General features: G+C 39.0%; 18 protein-coding genes and 1 riboswitch. Of the genes, 9 read left to right on the top strand and 9 right to left on the bottom strand.

Going from position 1 to position 14956, the window contains the following annotated elements; translation table 11 throughout:
• Positions 1–22 precede the first annotated feature (22 nt).
• Positions 23–844 (bottom strand): HAD-IIB family hydrolase, encoded by an 822-nt coding sequence (locus tag GARC_RS02965; protein ID WP_007616548.1) that lies wholly within the window; start codon positions 842–844, stop codon positions 23–25.
• Positions 837–1718, bottom strand: coding sequence for a hypothetical protein (locus GARC_RS02970; protein WP_007616549.1), 882 nt, complete (start codon positions 1716–1718; stop codon positions 837–839). Before GARC_RS02970 ends, GARC_RS02965 begins: the two co-directional genes overlap by 8 nt.
• Positions 1719–1930: 212 nt before the next feature.
• A riboswitch (molybdenum cofactor riboswitch) is annotated at positions 1931–2102 on the top strand.
• On the opposite strand from GARC_RS02970, the gene moaA reads away from it, so the two are divergent.
• The 6 genes from moaA to moaE all read left to right on the top strand — a co-directional run bounded on the left by moaA (position 2096) and on the right by moaE (position 5485).
• Positions 2096–3064 carry a GTP 3',8-cyclase MoaA gene (gene moaA, locus GARC_RS02975; protein ID WP_007616550.1) on the top strand — a complete coding sequence of 323 codons (969 nt, stop codon included), beginning with the start codon at positions 2096–2098 and terminating at the stop codon, positions 3062–3064. Its footprint overlaps the riboswitch before it by 7 nt.
• A 46-nt stretch (positions 3065–3110) precedes the next feature.
• Positions 3111–3722: a molybdenum cofactor guanylyltransferase gene (gene mobA, locus GARC_RS02980; RefSeq protein WP_007616551.1), complete on the top strand. Its 612-nt coding sequence runs from the start codon at positions 3111–3113 to the stop codon at positions 3720–3722.
• A complete protein-coding gene (moaB, locus tag GARC_RS02985) occupies positions 3719–4258 on the top strand; it encodes a molybdenum cofactor biosynthesis protein B (RefSeq protein WP_007616552.1) in 540 nt (179 codons plus the stop codon). The genes mobA and moaB overlap by 4 nt, the downstream gene beginning before the upstream one ends.
• Before the next feature lie 8 nt (positions 4259–4266).
• A complete protein-coding gene (moaC, locus tag GARC_RS02990) occupies positions 4267–4764 on the top strand; it encodes a cyclic pyranopterin monophosphate synthase MoaC (protein WP_007616553.1) in 498 nt (165 codons plus the stop codon).
• Entirely contained in the window at positions 4758–5018 is a 261-nt protein-coding gene (locus tag GARC_RS02995; RefSeq protein ID WP_007616554.1) for a MoaD/ThiS family protein, read from the top strand. Before moaC ends, GARC_RS02995 begins: the two co-directional genes overlap by 7 nt.
• A gap of 8 nt (positions 5019–5026) precedes the next feature.
• Positions 5027–5485: a molybdopterin synthase catalytic subunit MoaE gene (gene moaE / locus GARC_RS03000; protein ID WP_007616557.1), complete on the top strand. Its 459-nt coding sequence runs from the start codon at positions 5027–5029 to the stop codon at positions 5483–5485.
• Between the two features lie 40 nt (positions 5486–5525).
• On the opposite strand, the gene hppD is transcribed toward moaE, so the two are convergent.
• Complete coding sequence (gene hppD / locus GARC_RS03005; RefSeq protein WP_007616559.1) at positions 5526–6626, bottom strand: 4-hydroxyphenylpyruvate dioxygenase; 1101 nt, start codon at positions 6624–6626, stop codon at positions 5526–5528.
• A gap of 501 nt (positions 6627–7127) precedes the next feature.
• Positions 7128–7799, bottom strand: a complete 672-nt coding sequence (locus tag GARC_RS03010) for a nitroreductase (RefSeq protein ID WP_007616561.1) — start codon at positions 7797–7799, stop codon at positions 7128–7130.
• Positions 7800–8050: 251 nt separating this feature from the next.
• Here GARC_RS03010 and GARC_RS03015 point away from each other — a divergent pair, with 251 nt between their 5' ends.
• The gene (locus GARC_RS03015; protein WP_039988546.1) at positions 8051–8680 is read left to right on the top strand and encodes a lysoplasmalogenase; all 630 of its coding nucleotides are present in this window, start codon (positions 8051–8053) and stop codon (positions 8678–8680) included.
• 146 nt (positions 8681–8826) lie between these two features.
• Here GARC_RS03015 and fur read toward each other — a convergent pair whose 3' ends face one another.
• From fur to GARC_RS03040, 5 genes are all read right to left on the bottom strand, one after another.
• Positions 8827–9246: a ferric iron uptake transcriptional regulator gene (fur, locus tag GARC_RS03020; RefSeq protein ID WP_007616574.1), complete on the bottom strand. Its 420-nt coding sequence runs from the start codon at positions 9244–9246 to the stop codon at positions 8827–8829.
• 109 nt (positions 9247–9355) lie between these two features.
• On the bottom strand, positions 9356–9880 hold the full coding sequence (gene fldA / locus GARC_RS03025) for a flavodoxin FldA (protein WP_007616576.1): 525 nt from the start codon (positions 9878–9880) through the stop codon (positions 9356–9358).
• A gap of 67 nt (positions 9881–9947) precedes the next feature.
• Entirely contained in the window at positions 9948–10157 is a 210-nt protein-coding gene (locus GARC_RS03030; protein WP_007616578.1) for a DUF2788 domain-containing protein, read from the bottom strand.
• Positions 10158–10240: 83 nt separating this feature from the next.
• The gene (locus tag GARC_RS03035; RefSeq protein ID WP_007616580.1) at positions 10241–11014 is read right to left on the bottom strand and encodes an alpha/beta fold hydrolase; all 774 of its coding nucleotides are present in this window, start codon (positions 11012–11014) and stop codon (positions 10241–10243) included.
• A 67-nt stretch (positions 11015–11081) separates the two neighbouring features.
• On the bottom strand, positions 11082–12719 hold the full coding sequence (locus tag GARC_RS03040) for an electron transfer flavoprotein-ubiquinone oxidoreductase (protein ID WP_007616582.1): 1638 nt from the start codon (positions 12717–12719) through the stop codon (positions 11082–11084).
• 455 nt (positions 12720–13174) lie between these two features.
• On the opposite strand from GARC_RS03040, the gene GARC_RS03045 reads away from it, so the two are divergent.
• Positions 13175–13924, top strand: coding sequence for an electron transfer flavoprotein subunit beta/FixA family protein (locus GARC_RS03045; RefSeq protein ID WP_007616584.1), 750 nt, complete (start codon positions 13175–13177; stop codon positions 13922–13924).
• Positions 13924–14850 carry an electron transfer flavoprotein subunit alpha/FixB family protein gene (locus GARC_RS03050; RefSeq protein ID WP_007616586.1) on the top strand — a complete coding sequence of 309 codons (927 nt, stop codon included), beginning with the start codon at positions 13924–13926 and terminating at the stop codon, positions 14848–14850. Before GARC_RS03045 ends, GARC_RS03050 begins: the two co-directional genes overlap by 1 nt.
• Positions 14851–14956: the final 106 nt, after the last annotated feature.

Genomic DNA, 14956 nt, shown 5'->3' on the forward strand with positions numbered 1-14956 from the left:
CTCCGTTGTACTAGTTAAAATGTTAATTGTTAAAAATTATTTGCTCTAAGCATTCTGTCCAACCACCTGGACCAAAAGCTTGGCTTGTGAACACCTGTTTTTGTTTAATTAATGTTGGTGGGGCATTAACAGGTGATAAAATTCGCACCGCAATATCAGCTGCCTCAAGCATGGCAACATCATTTTGTCCGTCACCTAAAGCAATAGCGGTGTACTTCTCAATAGCCTTTTCTATCTGGAATTGTTGGGTTAACCAAATGAGTGCCTGACCCTTGTCACATTGCCCAGATAGATGTAAAAAACGCCCACCTTGTAAAGGTGTCGCTCCAAGTTCAGTTATAGCCTGCACAAATTCATTTTTTGCAGTGTTATTGCCTAACCACAAAATAGGTTCGCCGTATTGCCGGGCTGCAGCTAAGATAGCCTGTTTTTCTGAAAGCCCAGTTGCAGCGACTATTTCTTGATTAGACATATTGAAAAAATGATCAAATTGACCTACAAAGCGGCTCTTTAATTTTTCGATTAATGATAGCCAATGCTCTCGGGGTTTAGAAAACTCCTTTACCCAGTAGCCATTTTGATATGTGGTATCACTAGGTTGAGTTGTAAAATAAAATTCAGGGATATAAACCGCTGCGCCATTTTCTATTATAAAAGGTCCATCTAATGCTAATTGTTTTCTTAATTCAGTTAATTCTGCAAAGGTTTTACTGGTGTTAGGGATGACGGGAATATTGGCAGAATGAAGTTTTTGCAGCATGGGTAATGCAGAGGCAAAGCTATAAGTATGATGATCAAGCAATGTGCCGTCTAAATCTGAGAAAACTAAAACATCTTTAAGCATGTGCTTCCTTAATTTTGTGCTCTGTTATTTCTCTACCTGAGTTAAGTTTAAACAAGTGATCACAACTATCTGGCATCGTTTTAAGGGCATGTTCTGTTAATCGTTGATAATGCTGGATAAAACGCAGTATTTGTTGTTCGTTCATAATGCCCGATTTGTCTATATCATCTGTTACATCCCTCAGTTTTTGTTCTTGTTCTAGGCGCCATGCATATACATCAGCAAAAGAAGGGGCTTTTAACATTATCCATTTGTCCATCAAACGATAAAGCGGCTGATAATACAGAGACAGTTGTAAGTTGGCGTGGTTTCGCCAGGCTCCGTTAAGGTCTTCAGTTGCTTCAAAGGTATTTACTGGTTGTTTTAGTTGTTCATAGGATTGTGGTTCAACACCCCAACACCAGCCTTCAAAAATCACTACATCTGCAGCAGCAAAAACCTTGGTCCAAGATGAACTGGGGTGGGGGTCATCAGTGGCTTTATTAAACCTTGGGATAGTTGTAGGCTTTTGGGCCTTTAGATCATGCAATACCGATTTTGCTAGACTCATATTGTGAGTGCCAGGCACACCGCGGGTTGCGAATAAAGGATGCACATCGGCAGCTATAATTTGACGCTCTATACGGCTAAAGTAGAAGTCATCTAATGACATTACCACTACATTCATGGCATAAGTTTCAAACAAGTAGGCTTTCAAAAACTCTGATAATGTGGACTTCCCAGATCCTTGGCTGCCATTAATACCGACAAAATAAGTCGTATTTGCACTTGTTTGGTGCGCTTTAATTTCCTCGGCGAGAGGAATAAAATAGCCTTCTGCAATTTTAGAAAAATCGTTAGAGAGCTTATTTTTGTTGATAAATGTGCTGATCATAGCCTTTCAAAATCTCATATTTTGCACTTAAAAAGTGCTTTTTATTTAATCATTTAATTAGGTGCTAATAAGATAGTTACAACTTATGTGCCATCTTGCGGCGGTTCACATTCTTAGATTGCACAAATATATCTATAGCTTAGAGGAGTTTCTCATTACAAAATTATGATTGTATGATACAAATACCCAGTGTTTTTGCCGTAAGGCAGTTAATGCGAATGTAACTCCGAGCTATCTCACCTAAATCTACGACAAGGTGTTTTAGCCGTGAATTAGGCAATGGTGTCAAATTCGCCAGGGTTGTAAGAGAAATCGAGCTGCCTCCCGCAAGTACCACAATTTTTGTGGCACTTCACTTTGGAAAGGTGTTAAACAATATGTTAGAAGATAAATTTGGACGTCGCTTCCATTACTTGCGGCTGTCCATTACAGATGTGTGTAATTTTAAATGTAATTACTGTTTGCCTGATGGTTATGCTTGCGATACCGATCGTGACTTTTTAACCTTGCCAGAAATTAAAACCTTGGTTAATGGATTTACTTCCTTAGGCACCAGTAAAATCCGTATTACTGGTGGCGAGCCCTCCCTTAGAAAAGACTTACCTGAGATCATTCAAGCTTGTGCATCTGCTAAAGGTGTACAACACGTTGCTATGACAAGTAACGGTTATAAGTTGGAGTCAGATATTCAAAAATGGGTGGATGCTGGACTTAATTCCCTGAATATCAGTATAGATAGCCTCGACCCTCGTATGTTTGCAGCTATTACCGGACATAATAAGCTCGAAGCCATTTTAAGTGGCATTGATAAAGCTATCGCGCTAGGGGTGAAAGTTAAAATCAACGCTGTATTGATGAAACAATACAACGAACAAGAGCTACAAAACTTCCTGACTTGGTTAAAAGTCACCCCTGTTACCTTAAGATTAATTGAGTTGATGCAAACGGGTGACAACGTAACGTTTTTTAAACAGAACCATGTCTCTGGTATGCCAATAAAAGAACAATTGCTTAAAGACGGTTGGGGACAACTGATCCGCGACAAAGCTGCGGGGCCGGCACAAGAGTTTTTCCATCCAGATTATCAAGGAAAAATAGGCTTGATCATGCCCTACAGCAAAGACTTTTGTGCTAGCTGTAATCGTCTACGAATTTCTGCAACCGGCAAATTACATTTATGTTTGTTTGCTGACCAAGGTTTGGATATTCGTCCTGCTTTACAATCGGCTGATAGTACCGAATTACAAGCTCAACTCATTCAGTTATTAGGCGACAAAGAAGCGACTCATTGGTTACAGGATGGTTTCACCGGAGCAACTAAACATCTAGCTATGTTAGGTGGCTAAGGGCAGGGTGGATGAGTAAAGAGTCAATTAATCATAGGTTGATCCAATGTTAGCCGGGGTGGTCTTAGCTGGCGGTAAGTCGAGCCGAATGGGGACAAACAAAAGTTTGTTAACTTTGCCAGATAGCCAGCTATCCTTGCTTGAGCATTGTCAAAAAGAACTGGCTATGGTGTGCGATAATAATGTGTTTATCAGTGGTTCTGAGCATGAACAGGGCATAGCCGACGTCATTCCCAATTGTGGTCCTTTATCCGGTATACACGCAGCAATAGCCCATATTAAAATACAGCAACCAGATACCAATGAATTGTTAGTGGTAGCGGTTGATATGCCTGATTTGTGCCAAGAAGACTTTAACTATTTACTCAAAATAGGCAGAGAAAATCATTGTTTATGTACATTTGAAAATTGTTTTTTGCCTTTGTATATTCCGTTGTCAGTTGATATAGCTCAATATCTTGACACTATATTTAAATCTCAGCCTAATGACGTTTTGTTGCAGCCTAAACAGCGTCAGTACTCAATAAAAAGGCTGCTTAATTCGTTACATAGTTTACAAATACAACCTTTGAAAAATACCCAATTAGACAATATTAATACCCTTAGTCAGTGGCAACAGCACTGTGCTAAACAACCATTTACCAAGGCATCGAAATGACAGTAAGTGATTCAACTAATAAACAGGCTCTCAATATCGCAGTGTTAACTGTGTCGGATACCCGCAGTGAAGACAATGATACATCGGGACAGTATCTAAAAGATGCAGCTATTGCTGATGGCCATAATGTAATAAGTAAAAAAATTGTAATAGACGACAAGTTTCAAATTAGAGCTGTGGTGTCTAATTGGATCGCCGCTGCTGATATTCAAGTTGTATTAGTAACTGGTGGAACTGGATTTACTGCAAGAGACACAACACCAGAAGCCATGCAGCCTTTATTCGAAAAAGAAATTGAAGGTTTTGGTGAGTTATTCAGACATGTGTCGTACTTGGAGATTGGTACTTCTACCGTGCAATCTAGGGCACTAGGGGGCATGGCTAATGGCACTGCCATCTTTTGTATGCCAGGTTCAACCGGAGCATGTAAAACTGCATGGAATGGGATTTTACAGCAGCAGTTGGACTCCACACATCGTCCTTGTAACTTTGTTGTACATTTAAAAGATATAGCTCAATGTTCGAGTAGAGGATAACTTCTGATATGCAAAAACAAAACGCAGGTTTGACCCATGTTAATGGACATGGAAAGGCCAATATGGTTGATGTGACTGATAAACAGATTACTCAACGACAAGCCGTGGCTGAAGGTTATATATCCATGTCTACACAAGCTTTTACTATGTTAAAAGATAATACCCATGCTAAAGGTGATGTGTTGTCTATTGCGCGTATCGCAGGTATTCAAGGTGCAAAAAAGTGCAGTGATCTTATCCCTTTATGCCATCCGTTGATGTTGTCTAAAGTGCAGCTTGATTTTCAAACCATAGATGGTGTAAATGGTGATGAAAATAAAGTGCGGATTCAAGCACTATGTAAATTAGCGGGGCAAACCGGTGTTGAAATGGAGGCCCTTACGGCTGTAAGTGTGGCGGCGTTGACTTTATTTGATATGTGCAAAGCAGTTGACCCACATATGCAAATTAGTGATATCAAGGTGCTGAGTAAACAAGGCGGCAAAAGCGGTGATTGGTCATGTTAAAAATTTTGTTCTTTGGTCAACTTAAAGAAGTGCTTAAAACTGAGTTTTTGGATATCGAATTTGTTTACAGTGGTGAACAAATTAATTCCGTTGCTAAATTGCGCAGTATTTTACAGGCCAAAGGTGATGTCTGGGACGAATATTTGGCATACGGCAAGGCCTTAGTTGCCGTTAATCAAGAAATGACAAACGATGATGCTGTCATCGGTGATGCTGACGAAATCGCATTTTTCCCACCTGTAACTGGCGGTTAATCAATATCATGGCCCATTTTACGCATATTAGCGTGCAAACTCAGGATTTTGACTTTGCACACGAATACCAAAAATTGAGAGACAGTAATAGCAGCGATGGTGCGCTAGTGACATTTGTTGGCTTGGTTCGGGATTTGAACTTACAGCAAGCTGTTAGTGGTTTATTTTTAGAACACTATCCGGCGATGACAGAAAAGGTATTAAATAATATAGTCGAAAAAGCTAGAACTAAGTGGCAACTAGGTAGTGTTTCCATTATTCACCGTGTGGGGCAACTACAAGTATCAGAACAAATTGTGTTTGTAGGTGTCACTAGTCAACACCGTCAATCTGCCTATCATGGAAACGAATTTATTATGGATTACTTAAAAACCCAAGCCCCGTTTTGGAAGAAAGAAACGACCAATCAGGGCGATAAATGGATTGCAGCAAAAGCCAGTGATATGGAAAAATCTAAAGGTTGGTAGTGTTGCTATTTTAAGTGCCTAGGGCATTAGATAGGAGGGCTTATACGCCCTCGTTTTCCACGGTTTTATTAGCTGTACTCAAAACACCACGGTTAATTTGGTCACGTTCAATTGATTCAAATAGCGCTTTGAAGTTACCTTCACCAAAGCCGTCATCACCTTTACGTTGAATAAATTCAAAAAACACTGGACCTAGTTGGGTTTCAGAGAATATTTGCAGCAATAATCTTGGGCCTTCTTCAGTGGTGCCATCCATTAAAATTCCCCGTGTTTGCAGCTCATTAACCGACTCACCATGATTAGGCAAACGCCCTTCAAGCAACTCGTAATATGTTTCTGGAGGCGCAGTCATAAAGGGCATTCCCATATCCTTTAAGCGATCCCAACAAGCCACTAAGTCATCACAACTAAATGCAATATGCTGAATACCTTCACCGTTAAATGCTCGTAAAAACTCTTCAATTTGACCTTTACCGCCTTCACCTTCTTCATTCAAAGGAATACGAATTTTACCATCAGGAGCCGTGAGTGCTTTAGATGTTAGCCCCGTATATTCGCCTTTGATGTCAAAGAAACGTATTTCTTGAAAGTTGAATAATTTTTCGTAAAAGTCAGCCCAATATTTCATGCGACCGCCATAAACATTATGGGTTAAGTGATCTATTACCTTAAAGCCAGCACCTACTGGGTTACGGTCAACACCCTCAATGTAGTTAAAGTCGATATCATAAATAGAAAGTTCATCACCATAACGGTCAATCAGATAAATAATAGCGTTACCGATACCACGAATAGCGGGCAAACGAAGTTCCATGGGGCCAGTATCAACTAAAACAGGTTCAGCCCCCTGAGCTAATAAATATTTATAAGACTGAACCGCATTTTTCACCCTAAAACCCATACCACATGCTGAGGGACCATGTTCACGGGCAAAATACCAAGCCGCTGATTTTGGCTCATAGTTAGCGATTAAGTTAATGCCACCTTGACGCCACAATTGCGCATCCTTGGTACGGTGATTAGCAATGTGAGTAAATCCCATGCCAATAAAAACTTTCTCTAATTGTCCTTTTTCTGGAGAAGAAAATTCAATAAATTCAAATCCGTCTAAGCCTGCTGGATTTTCAAATAAGTCAGCCACTATTTAATCTCTCTGGTTATGTCTAAAACCAAAATTAGGAGCCCGATATGGGTCTTCTAATTAATATATCTTGGTGGTTTTAGCAAATTGATTTTTTAGGCGGTAATACCGCAAAATTGCAAGGCAGCAGCTTAGAGTATTTCAATAAAAAATGCCCGCTAAGGGCATTCTTAAAATAAATCCAGATTGTTGTTAAATTCATGTAAGTGTAAATATTTTAATACAGATGATTTGTAATAATGGACTTTATATGACACAAAGAATCAAAAGAAGGGTTTTGGCATATGCATAATGACAACCGCAAACTTTCAATATTTTGGCTTAACCAAAATGGTTTAAATCATGTCGAACAGCAGTCGTGGCTATGAAGGCAGTAAAATCAGGGACCGCTATATACTAGTACATCTTGTAGGGAAGTTCTGGGGGACTAGGTAAACTATTAATCTAATGATTTTAAGCATTATGGAAGTAAACATTTCCATAATGCTAATTTCTTATCTTTTAGAATCCGTGATAACTAACAAAATCTTCATTGTCAGCGCGCACTGATCGCACATCGTTTGCAGCAAAGTTTTCATCTGGATACCCCATGGCGATACAGATCATAATGGCTTCGTTATCAGGTATTTGTGCATGTTTATGTACTACATCTGATTGCATTATGCCTTGGCCGTTAATAACGCAGCCTAAGCCTAGATCCCAAGCGGCTAATACAATTCCGTATGCTAAGGAACCTAAACCAAACTGAGTGATGCCTGCTGGCTCTAAGGATTTGTCATAGGTTAAAACAAGTGACACAGGAGCATCAAATTGACGGAAACCTCGCATCATCCACTCCATACGTTTTTCTTTGTCTTCTCTGGTAATACCCATTACCTCAAAAAGCTGAATGGCAACGTCTATCTGACGTTGTCTGTGAACGCCTTCGTAGTCTTCTTTATAGGGAAAGTCGCGAACATTTGGCTTACCGGCTAGGGTGTTATTGGTATTGCCTTCACGTATTTTATCTAACACATCACCTGCTACTGCATGTATTTTCCACGTTTGAGTATTGTAAGAGGAGGGAGCCCATTTTGCGGTGTTGATGACTGCATCGACAAGCTCTTTAGAAACGGCTTTATCTTTAAAACCACGAACGCTCTTTCGGGAAGCTGAGAACTCGGCAAAATTCATATAAACCTTATGTAATTAGATAGTGTAGATGATTGCCAAACACTATAACGTAGCTATGGGATAGGTAAAAATCATAGAAACTTATCAACTTGTTTAAGTCTCATTTATTGGGTGATAATTAACATTATTTTGTTACCATGTTCTTTCCAAACATTAAAATTTGTTGATGTTTGGAATTAGTTTATTTAAGCGGAGTAATAGTAACTGCTTAGTTAATCCCGCCTGATAATAGGCACTAGTAGTGAGTGAATATGTCAAAAATAATGAGTGTTGCATTTCTATGTTTTTCATTGCTGTATATGGTTAGCCTATCTTATGTGGTGGACTTTTTATGGCTCCTTAAAATTATTCCAATCGCCTTATTAGTGTTTGCTGTGCTAAAGACAGAACCCAGCCCAAGTCGAAATATTTTGCTGCTGGCTTTGGTTTTTAGTGGTTGCGGTGATTTGTTACTTGCACTCGACGAATTTATTTTTGGCGTGGCAGCGTTTCTATTAGCCCAGCTTAGTTATGCCGTGTTATTTAGCCGTTATTGGCAAGGTATTCTCAACCGTTGGCCTCTGAGTCTAGTGTTGATATTGTTCATGTTAGGCATGACGTGGTTACTTATACCCAATCTAGGTGAGTTGCAGCTCCCGGTTATTGCCTACTTATTTACAATTGCGGCCATGGGGCTACTGGCTGTCCAGTCGTCGTTACCTATACGCTGGGCAGTATTGGGAGCCATATTTTTTATTATCTCGGATTCCTTCATTGCTATTAATAAATTCATTTATGCAATACCGTTTGAGAGTTATTGGATAATGAGCACCTACTATGTTGCACAATTTATGTTGGTAACGGGTTTCCTCTATGCAGTAAAACAGCAAAAAGAAGTTTAATCCTTACCTAATTTGGAGCAATTGATCCCAGAGCCAGTTTTGTTCGGACCAAAAAACTAACTAGACTAGTGTTGAACAGTCTTTGGTTTGATTTTTTACCATAAAAAAACGCCGCTTTAAAAGCGGCGTTTTTAGAATTTAAAAAATTAATCTACGTCGCAGTCTACTTTACATTCACCATATAGATATAAACTGTGATGAGTGAGTTTAATATTATGACGTTCCGCCACTTCTTCCTGGCGTTTTTCAATAACTTCATCTTCAAACTCAATCACTTTACCGCATTTTAAACAAACCAAATGATCATGATGATTCTTATGGCTAATTTCGAAAACTGATTTACCACCTTCGAAGTGATGACGGTTTAAAATTCCCGCATCATCAAATTGGTTGAGAACCCGGTAAACAGTGGCTAAACCAATATCTTCGTCATGTTCAATTAGAATTTTATATACGTCTTCGGCACTGATATGTTGATTTTCAGGTAGTTGTAATATCTCTAGGATTTTTAAGCGTGGAAGGGTGATTTTTAATCCCGCTTTTTTTAATTCTTTATTTTGATCCATTATCTTACTTAAAAATATAACTGTGAAGCCATTATAGGCAACCTATTATGATTTAAAAGCTATTTACCTTTTTAGTTAATAAAAAGGAGCCTTAACTCCTTTTTATGTATTAAGTTAACTCAGCTAAACAAAGTTCTTCATGAATTTGTTTACACCATGCCTTCACTCGTTGCTCGGTGAGTTCGGGTTGGCGATCTTCATCTATGCCTAAACCGACAAAATGGTCTTCATCAGCCATACCCTTTGATGCTTCAAAGTCATAACTATCAGTTGGCCATTGTCCTACTAAAATAGCACCTTTAGCTTCGACAATATCTCTTACCATGCCCATGGCATCTAAGAAATATTCTGCGTAATCTTCTTGATCACCACAGCCAAAAATCGCAACCAATTTGTCTTCAAAATCGATTAGCTCTAGTTCTGGAAAAAAATCATCCCAATCACATTGTGCTTCACCGTAGTACCAAGTTGGAATACCGAAAAGTAACAAGTCAAATTCAGCGATATCTTCTTTGCTGCTTTTGGCAATGTCTTTTACGTCTATTAGATTTTTGCCTAATTCTTTTTGGATCATCTTAGCAATATGTTCTGTATTGCCGGTGTCACTGCCGAAAAATAGCCCCACACTTGCCATTATTACTTATTCCTCAACTAAAATATAAATTCAATCTGGTTTTACCGAAGCTAGACTACTAAATAGCTCAGCCTTCGATTACCCATTGCATAATGCCTTTAAATATAAATCCTGCGGCACCTAAAAATAGTACAAAATACACCACAACTTTACCTATAAGAGGTACGTTATTTTTCTTAAGTACATCATGAACAACGTAGGCCATCAATAGAAACAGGCCTATAATCGCAAGGTCTAAACCAATTGCTTCGATTTGCTCATAATGATCACTTAACATGTACTTCGTCCAACTCCCTTAAAAAACTGGCGCATACTAGCATAGAGTCTTAACTATGAAAATTGCCCTGAGTGTTTGCTTTGTTATTTATTTAAGAATGCCAATATTAATTTTGCGCATAAATCAGGTTTTTCAGCATGTAACCAATGACCTGTACCACTTATCATCTTAGACTGACTATTAGGAAACAGTTGCATAACTGCAGGTCTATGTTCTGCTAGCAAATAGTCGGAAAGTTCACCCTTTATAAATAACACTGGACCTTCAAAAGGTTGTGCCGATGTAATAGCCGCTGATAATTTTGCATAGTCTTTCTCCAATAGCGTTAAATTAAAGCGCCATTGCCAAATATCATTTTCGTTATACAAACTTTTTAGCAAAAATTGTCGAGTAGAATTGTCCTCGACATATTCCGATAGCGCCGTATCAGCTTCTTTACGGCTTGTTATATCTGCTAATACAACATTGTTTAAGCCATCAAACACATTTGAATGACGGGGTGTATATTTAACTGGTGCAATATCTAGGACGACTAAGTTGCTAATGAGATCAGCTTGGGTGACAGCAAGTTGCATGGCGACTTTACCACCCAAAGAATGTCCTACTAAGCTGATTTGTTTAATCTCAAGACTATTAAGCAAATCTGATATAAGTTCGGCGTAATGCACAAAACTAAAGCTTTGTGTAAACGCTGATTTTCCATGATCAGGTAAGTCGACCGACAATACCTGATGGGATCCAGTAAATTGCTTTCGTAAGGCTGACAAATTATCCAAACTTCCAAATAAACCGTGAATTAACATAAGCCAAGGTTTATCAGGAGAGTCTGAATCTATTTTGAAATTAACCGCTTTCATAAAATACTTAACTATTCCTTACTTAAAAACAATGGTACAAGTGAGATTATCCACACTTGTACTTAGACTACATATTTGGATAGTTAGGCCCGCCGGCACCTTCAGGTACAACCCAAGTAATATTTTGGGAAGGATCTTTGATATCACATGTTTTGCAGTGTACGCAGTTTTGGGCATTTATCTGAAACTGTTTGTCACCTTCTTCGGTTTCAACAATCTCATAAACTCCTGCCGGACAATAACGCTGTGCAGGCTCATCATATAGAGGCAAATTAACCGAAATAGGTATTGAGCTGTCTTTTAGCTTTAAATGACAAGGCTGTTCTTCTTCATGGTTAGTATTAGATAAAAATACTGAAGTTAATTTGTCAAAGCTCAAAACACCATCAGGTTTGGGATAATTTATTTTGACACAGTCTTGTGTTTTCTTAAGCTGAACATAGTCGGGTATGTCGTCTTTAAAATTAAAAGGCAGATTACCTTTGAACCAGTTTTGCTCAAGGGTGTTATACGCACCGCCCATAAAAGTGCCAAATTTATGTAGGGCAGGGCCGAAGTTACGAGATCTGAACAATTCATCATACAACCAAGAATCTTTAAATTTCTGGGTATAACTGGCTAATTCTTGTGAAGCCGCGGCATCAGTTTGGCTAAGCACTTCCATTAGAGATTCTGCGGCTAATAGCCCAGACTTCATAGCGGTGTGATTACCTTTGATTTTGGCAAAGTTTAAAGTACCAGCATCACAACCTACTAATAAACCGCCAGGAAAAGTCATTTTAGGTAAAGAATTAAAGCCACCTTTGGCTATGGCTCTAGCGCCATAGGAGACACGTTTACCGCCTTCAAGATATTGTTTGAAAACAGGGTGATGTTTTAATCGTTGAAATTCGTCAAAGGGGCTTAAATGTGTATTGCTGTAGTTTAAATCTAATATCAACCCAACTAACACTTGGTTATTTTCAGCATGGTAAAGGTAAGATCCACCAGTGGCGTCAGTAATAGGCCAGCCAGCGGTATGTACTACTAAGCCTTCTTGATGTTTAGCAGGATCTATATCCCAAATTTCTTTAAAACCAATGCCGTAATGCTGCGGCGATTGGCCTTTATCTAATTCAAATTTTTCAATTAACTGTTTTCCTAAATGCCCACGACAACCTTCTGCAAACACAGTATATTTTGCTTTCAATTCCATACCTGGCATAAACGAATCTTTTGGCTGGCCTTGTTCATTCAGACCCATATCGCCGGTAATTACACCACCAACACTTCCATCTTCGTTATATAAAACCTCTGAAGCCGCAAAACCGGGGAATATCTCAACACCTAGTGCTTCTGCTTGTTCGGCAAGCCAGCGACAGACATTGCCCATGCTGACTATATAGTTGCCATCGTTATGCATGGTTTTAGGTGTCATGAAACTAGGGATTTTAGTGCCTTTGTTTTCATTGTTGAGCCAATAAATATCATCTGCTGTGACTGGCGTATTGAGAGGCGCACCTTTTTCTTTCCAGTCTGGGAATAATTCATCTAATGCACGGGTTTCAAACACTGCACCAGACAATATATGCGCGCCTACTTCCGAACCTTTTTCAACCACACACACCATTAATTCTTGGTCTTTTTCCTGGGCAATTTGCATCAACCGACACGCAGTTGACAGACCAGCAGGGCCAGCACCGACTATTACTACATCAAACTCCATCGATTCTCGTTCCACTTGTATGTCCTCTTTTAGTTTTATCTATTCATTAAAATGTATTTAACTATTCATAAAAAAAATGTTTGTGAGACTTATTTATAACCATATTTTAGTCGGCGCTTGCCTACTTTTACACCATAAAAAGCCATTTAAATGATCAATGTCATTTTTATTAGACGCCTAGAATGAAGTATTTATTCACTTGGCAATAGCAAAAATTATCTATAGTTAACAATTGCTTAGTCTATTCTAATATGTTGGTGAAAGATGATTTTAAAATCATTATAAAACATATACTATGACATATAATACCCGTTAAAAGTGTCTCTCAGAAGAATCGAATGCAAAATGACATCTAAGTTGACGTTAACGTCAACACAAAGTAAATTGTCGCCAACCAGATTTGAGTCGCTAGTTAACTTAAATTATAAACTTGATACCTGTAAGTAGAGGTGAAAATGAAAATACTCGTGCCAGTAAAACGTGCCATTGATTACAATGTGAAAGTCAGAGTTAAAGCTGACAATAGTGCAGTTGACTTAACTAACGCTAAAATGTCGATTAACCCCTTCTGTGAAATTGCAGTAGAAGAAGCGGTTCGCTTAAAAGAAAAGGGCGTAGCAACAGAGGTTGTAGTGGTCTCTATTGGCAATAAAAGCTGTCAGGAACAAATTCGTACTTCCTTAGCGCTAGGTGCTGATCGTGGTATTCAAATTGATACAGACTTAAGCCTTGATTCATTACAAATTGCCAAGTTATTGCAAAAAGTGGTTGAACAAGAGTCGCCTGACCTAGTTATTCTAGGTAAACAATCAATTGATTCAGATAACAACCAAACAGGTCAAATGCTTGCAGCCCTCACAGGCATGCCTCAGGGGACTTTTGCTTCTGAAGTATTAGTTGATGCCGGTAAAGTTAAAGTTACCCGTGAAATCGACGGTGGTTTACAGACTATTGAATTGACTTTACCAGCGGTAGTCACAACTGATCTAAGGTTAAATGAACCTCGCTATGCGTCTTTACCCAACATCATGAAGGCTAAGCGTAAACCTCTAGAAGTTAAACCAGCTGCTGATTTTGGAGTTGATTTGACATCAGGAGTCAAAATTTTAAAAGTTGAGGCGCCTGCACAACGTAAAGGTGGAATTATCGTGGCAGATGTCGCGGAATTAGTCGACAAATTAAGAAATGAAGCGAAGGTGATCTAATGGCTATTTTAGTATATGCAGAACATGACAACGAACAGCTTAAAACCGAAACTCACAAACTGATGCATGCCGCATCACAAATAGGTGCTGAGATACATTTATTAGTGGCTGGTTTTGGTTGCGAAGCTGTTGCCGCGCAAGCCGCTAAAATAGACGGCGTAAGCAAAGTATTATTAGCTGACAATGCAGAATATACTCAGCAGATGGCTGAAAATATCGCTGATTTAGTGACTGAGTTAGGCAAAGATGCCAGCCACGTATTGGCAGCGGCTACTACTACAGGCAAAAACTTTATGCCAAGAGTGGCGGCCTTATTAGATGTTGCACAAATTTCTGACATCATAAAAGTCGAAAGTGCCGATACCTTTGTACGTCCAATTTATGCTGGTAACGCCATAGCCACAGTACAATCTAGTGACAGTATCAAAGTGATTACCGTAAGAACCGCTGCATTTGATGCCGCAGGTGAAAGTAATTCAGCTCCAATTGAAGCCTGTACTGTAGTGAAAGCATTAGATAAATCAGCTTTTGTATCGGCTGAATTAACTGAGTCTGAAAGACCAGAATTAACTGCTGCTGACATTATCATCTCTGGTGGTCGTGGCATGCAAAATGGTGAGAACTTTAAACTACTTGACGGCATTGCAGACAAACTTGGTGCCGCCATGGGTGCTTCAAGAGCTGCAGTTGACGCGGGTTTTGTTCCTAACGATATGCAAGTAGGGCAAACAGGTAAAATTGTTGCGCCAAACTTATATATAGCTGTGGGGATCTCTGGTGCAATTCAACATTTAGCCGGAATGAAGGACTCTAAGGTCATTGTTGCTATCAACAAAGATGAAGAAGCGCCAATATTCCAAGTGGCCGATTATGGCATAGTGGGCGATTTGTTTGATATCTTGCCAGAGCTAGAAGCTGCTTTATAAGCTTACCTAAAAACGTACTGTTGAAGCCATGGCTATTTATGCCATGGCTTTTTTGTATATACAGCTAATTTTGCAACCAAAAATAAAGCAATAGATTAAATATTTC

The organism is Paraglaciecola arctica BSs20135, from assembly GCF_000314995.1.
Lineage (GTDB): Bacteria > Pseudomonadota > Gammaproteobacteria > Enterobacterales > Alteromonadaceae > Paraglaciecola > Paraglaciecola arctica.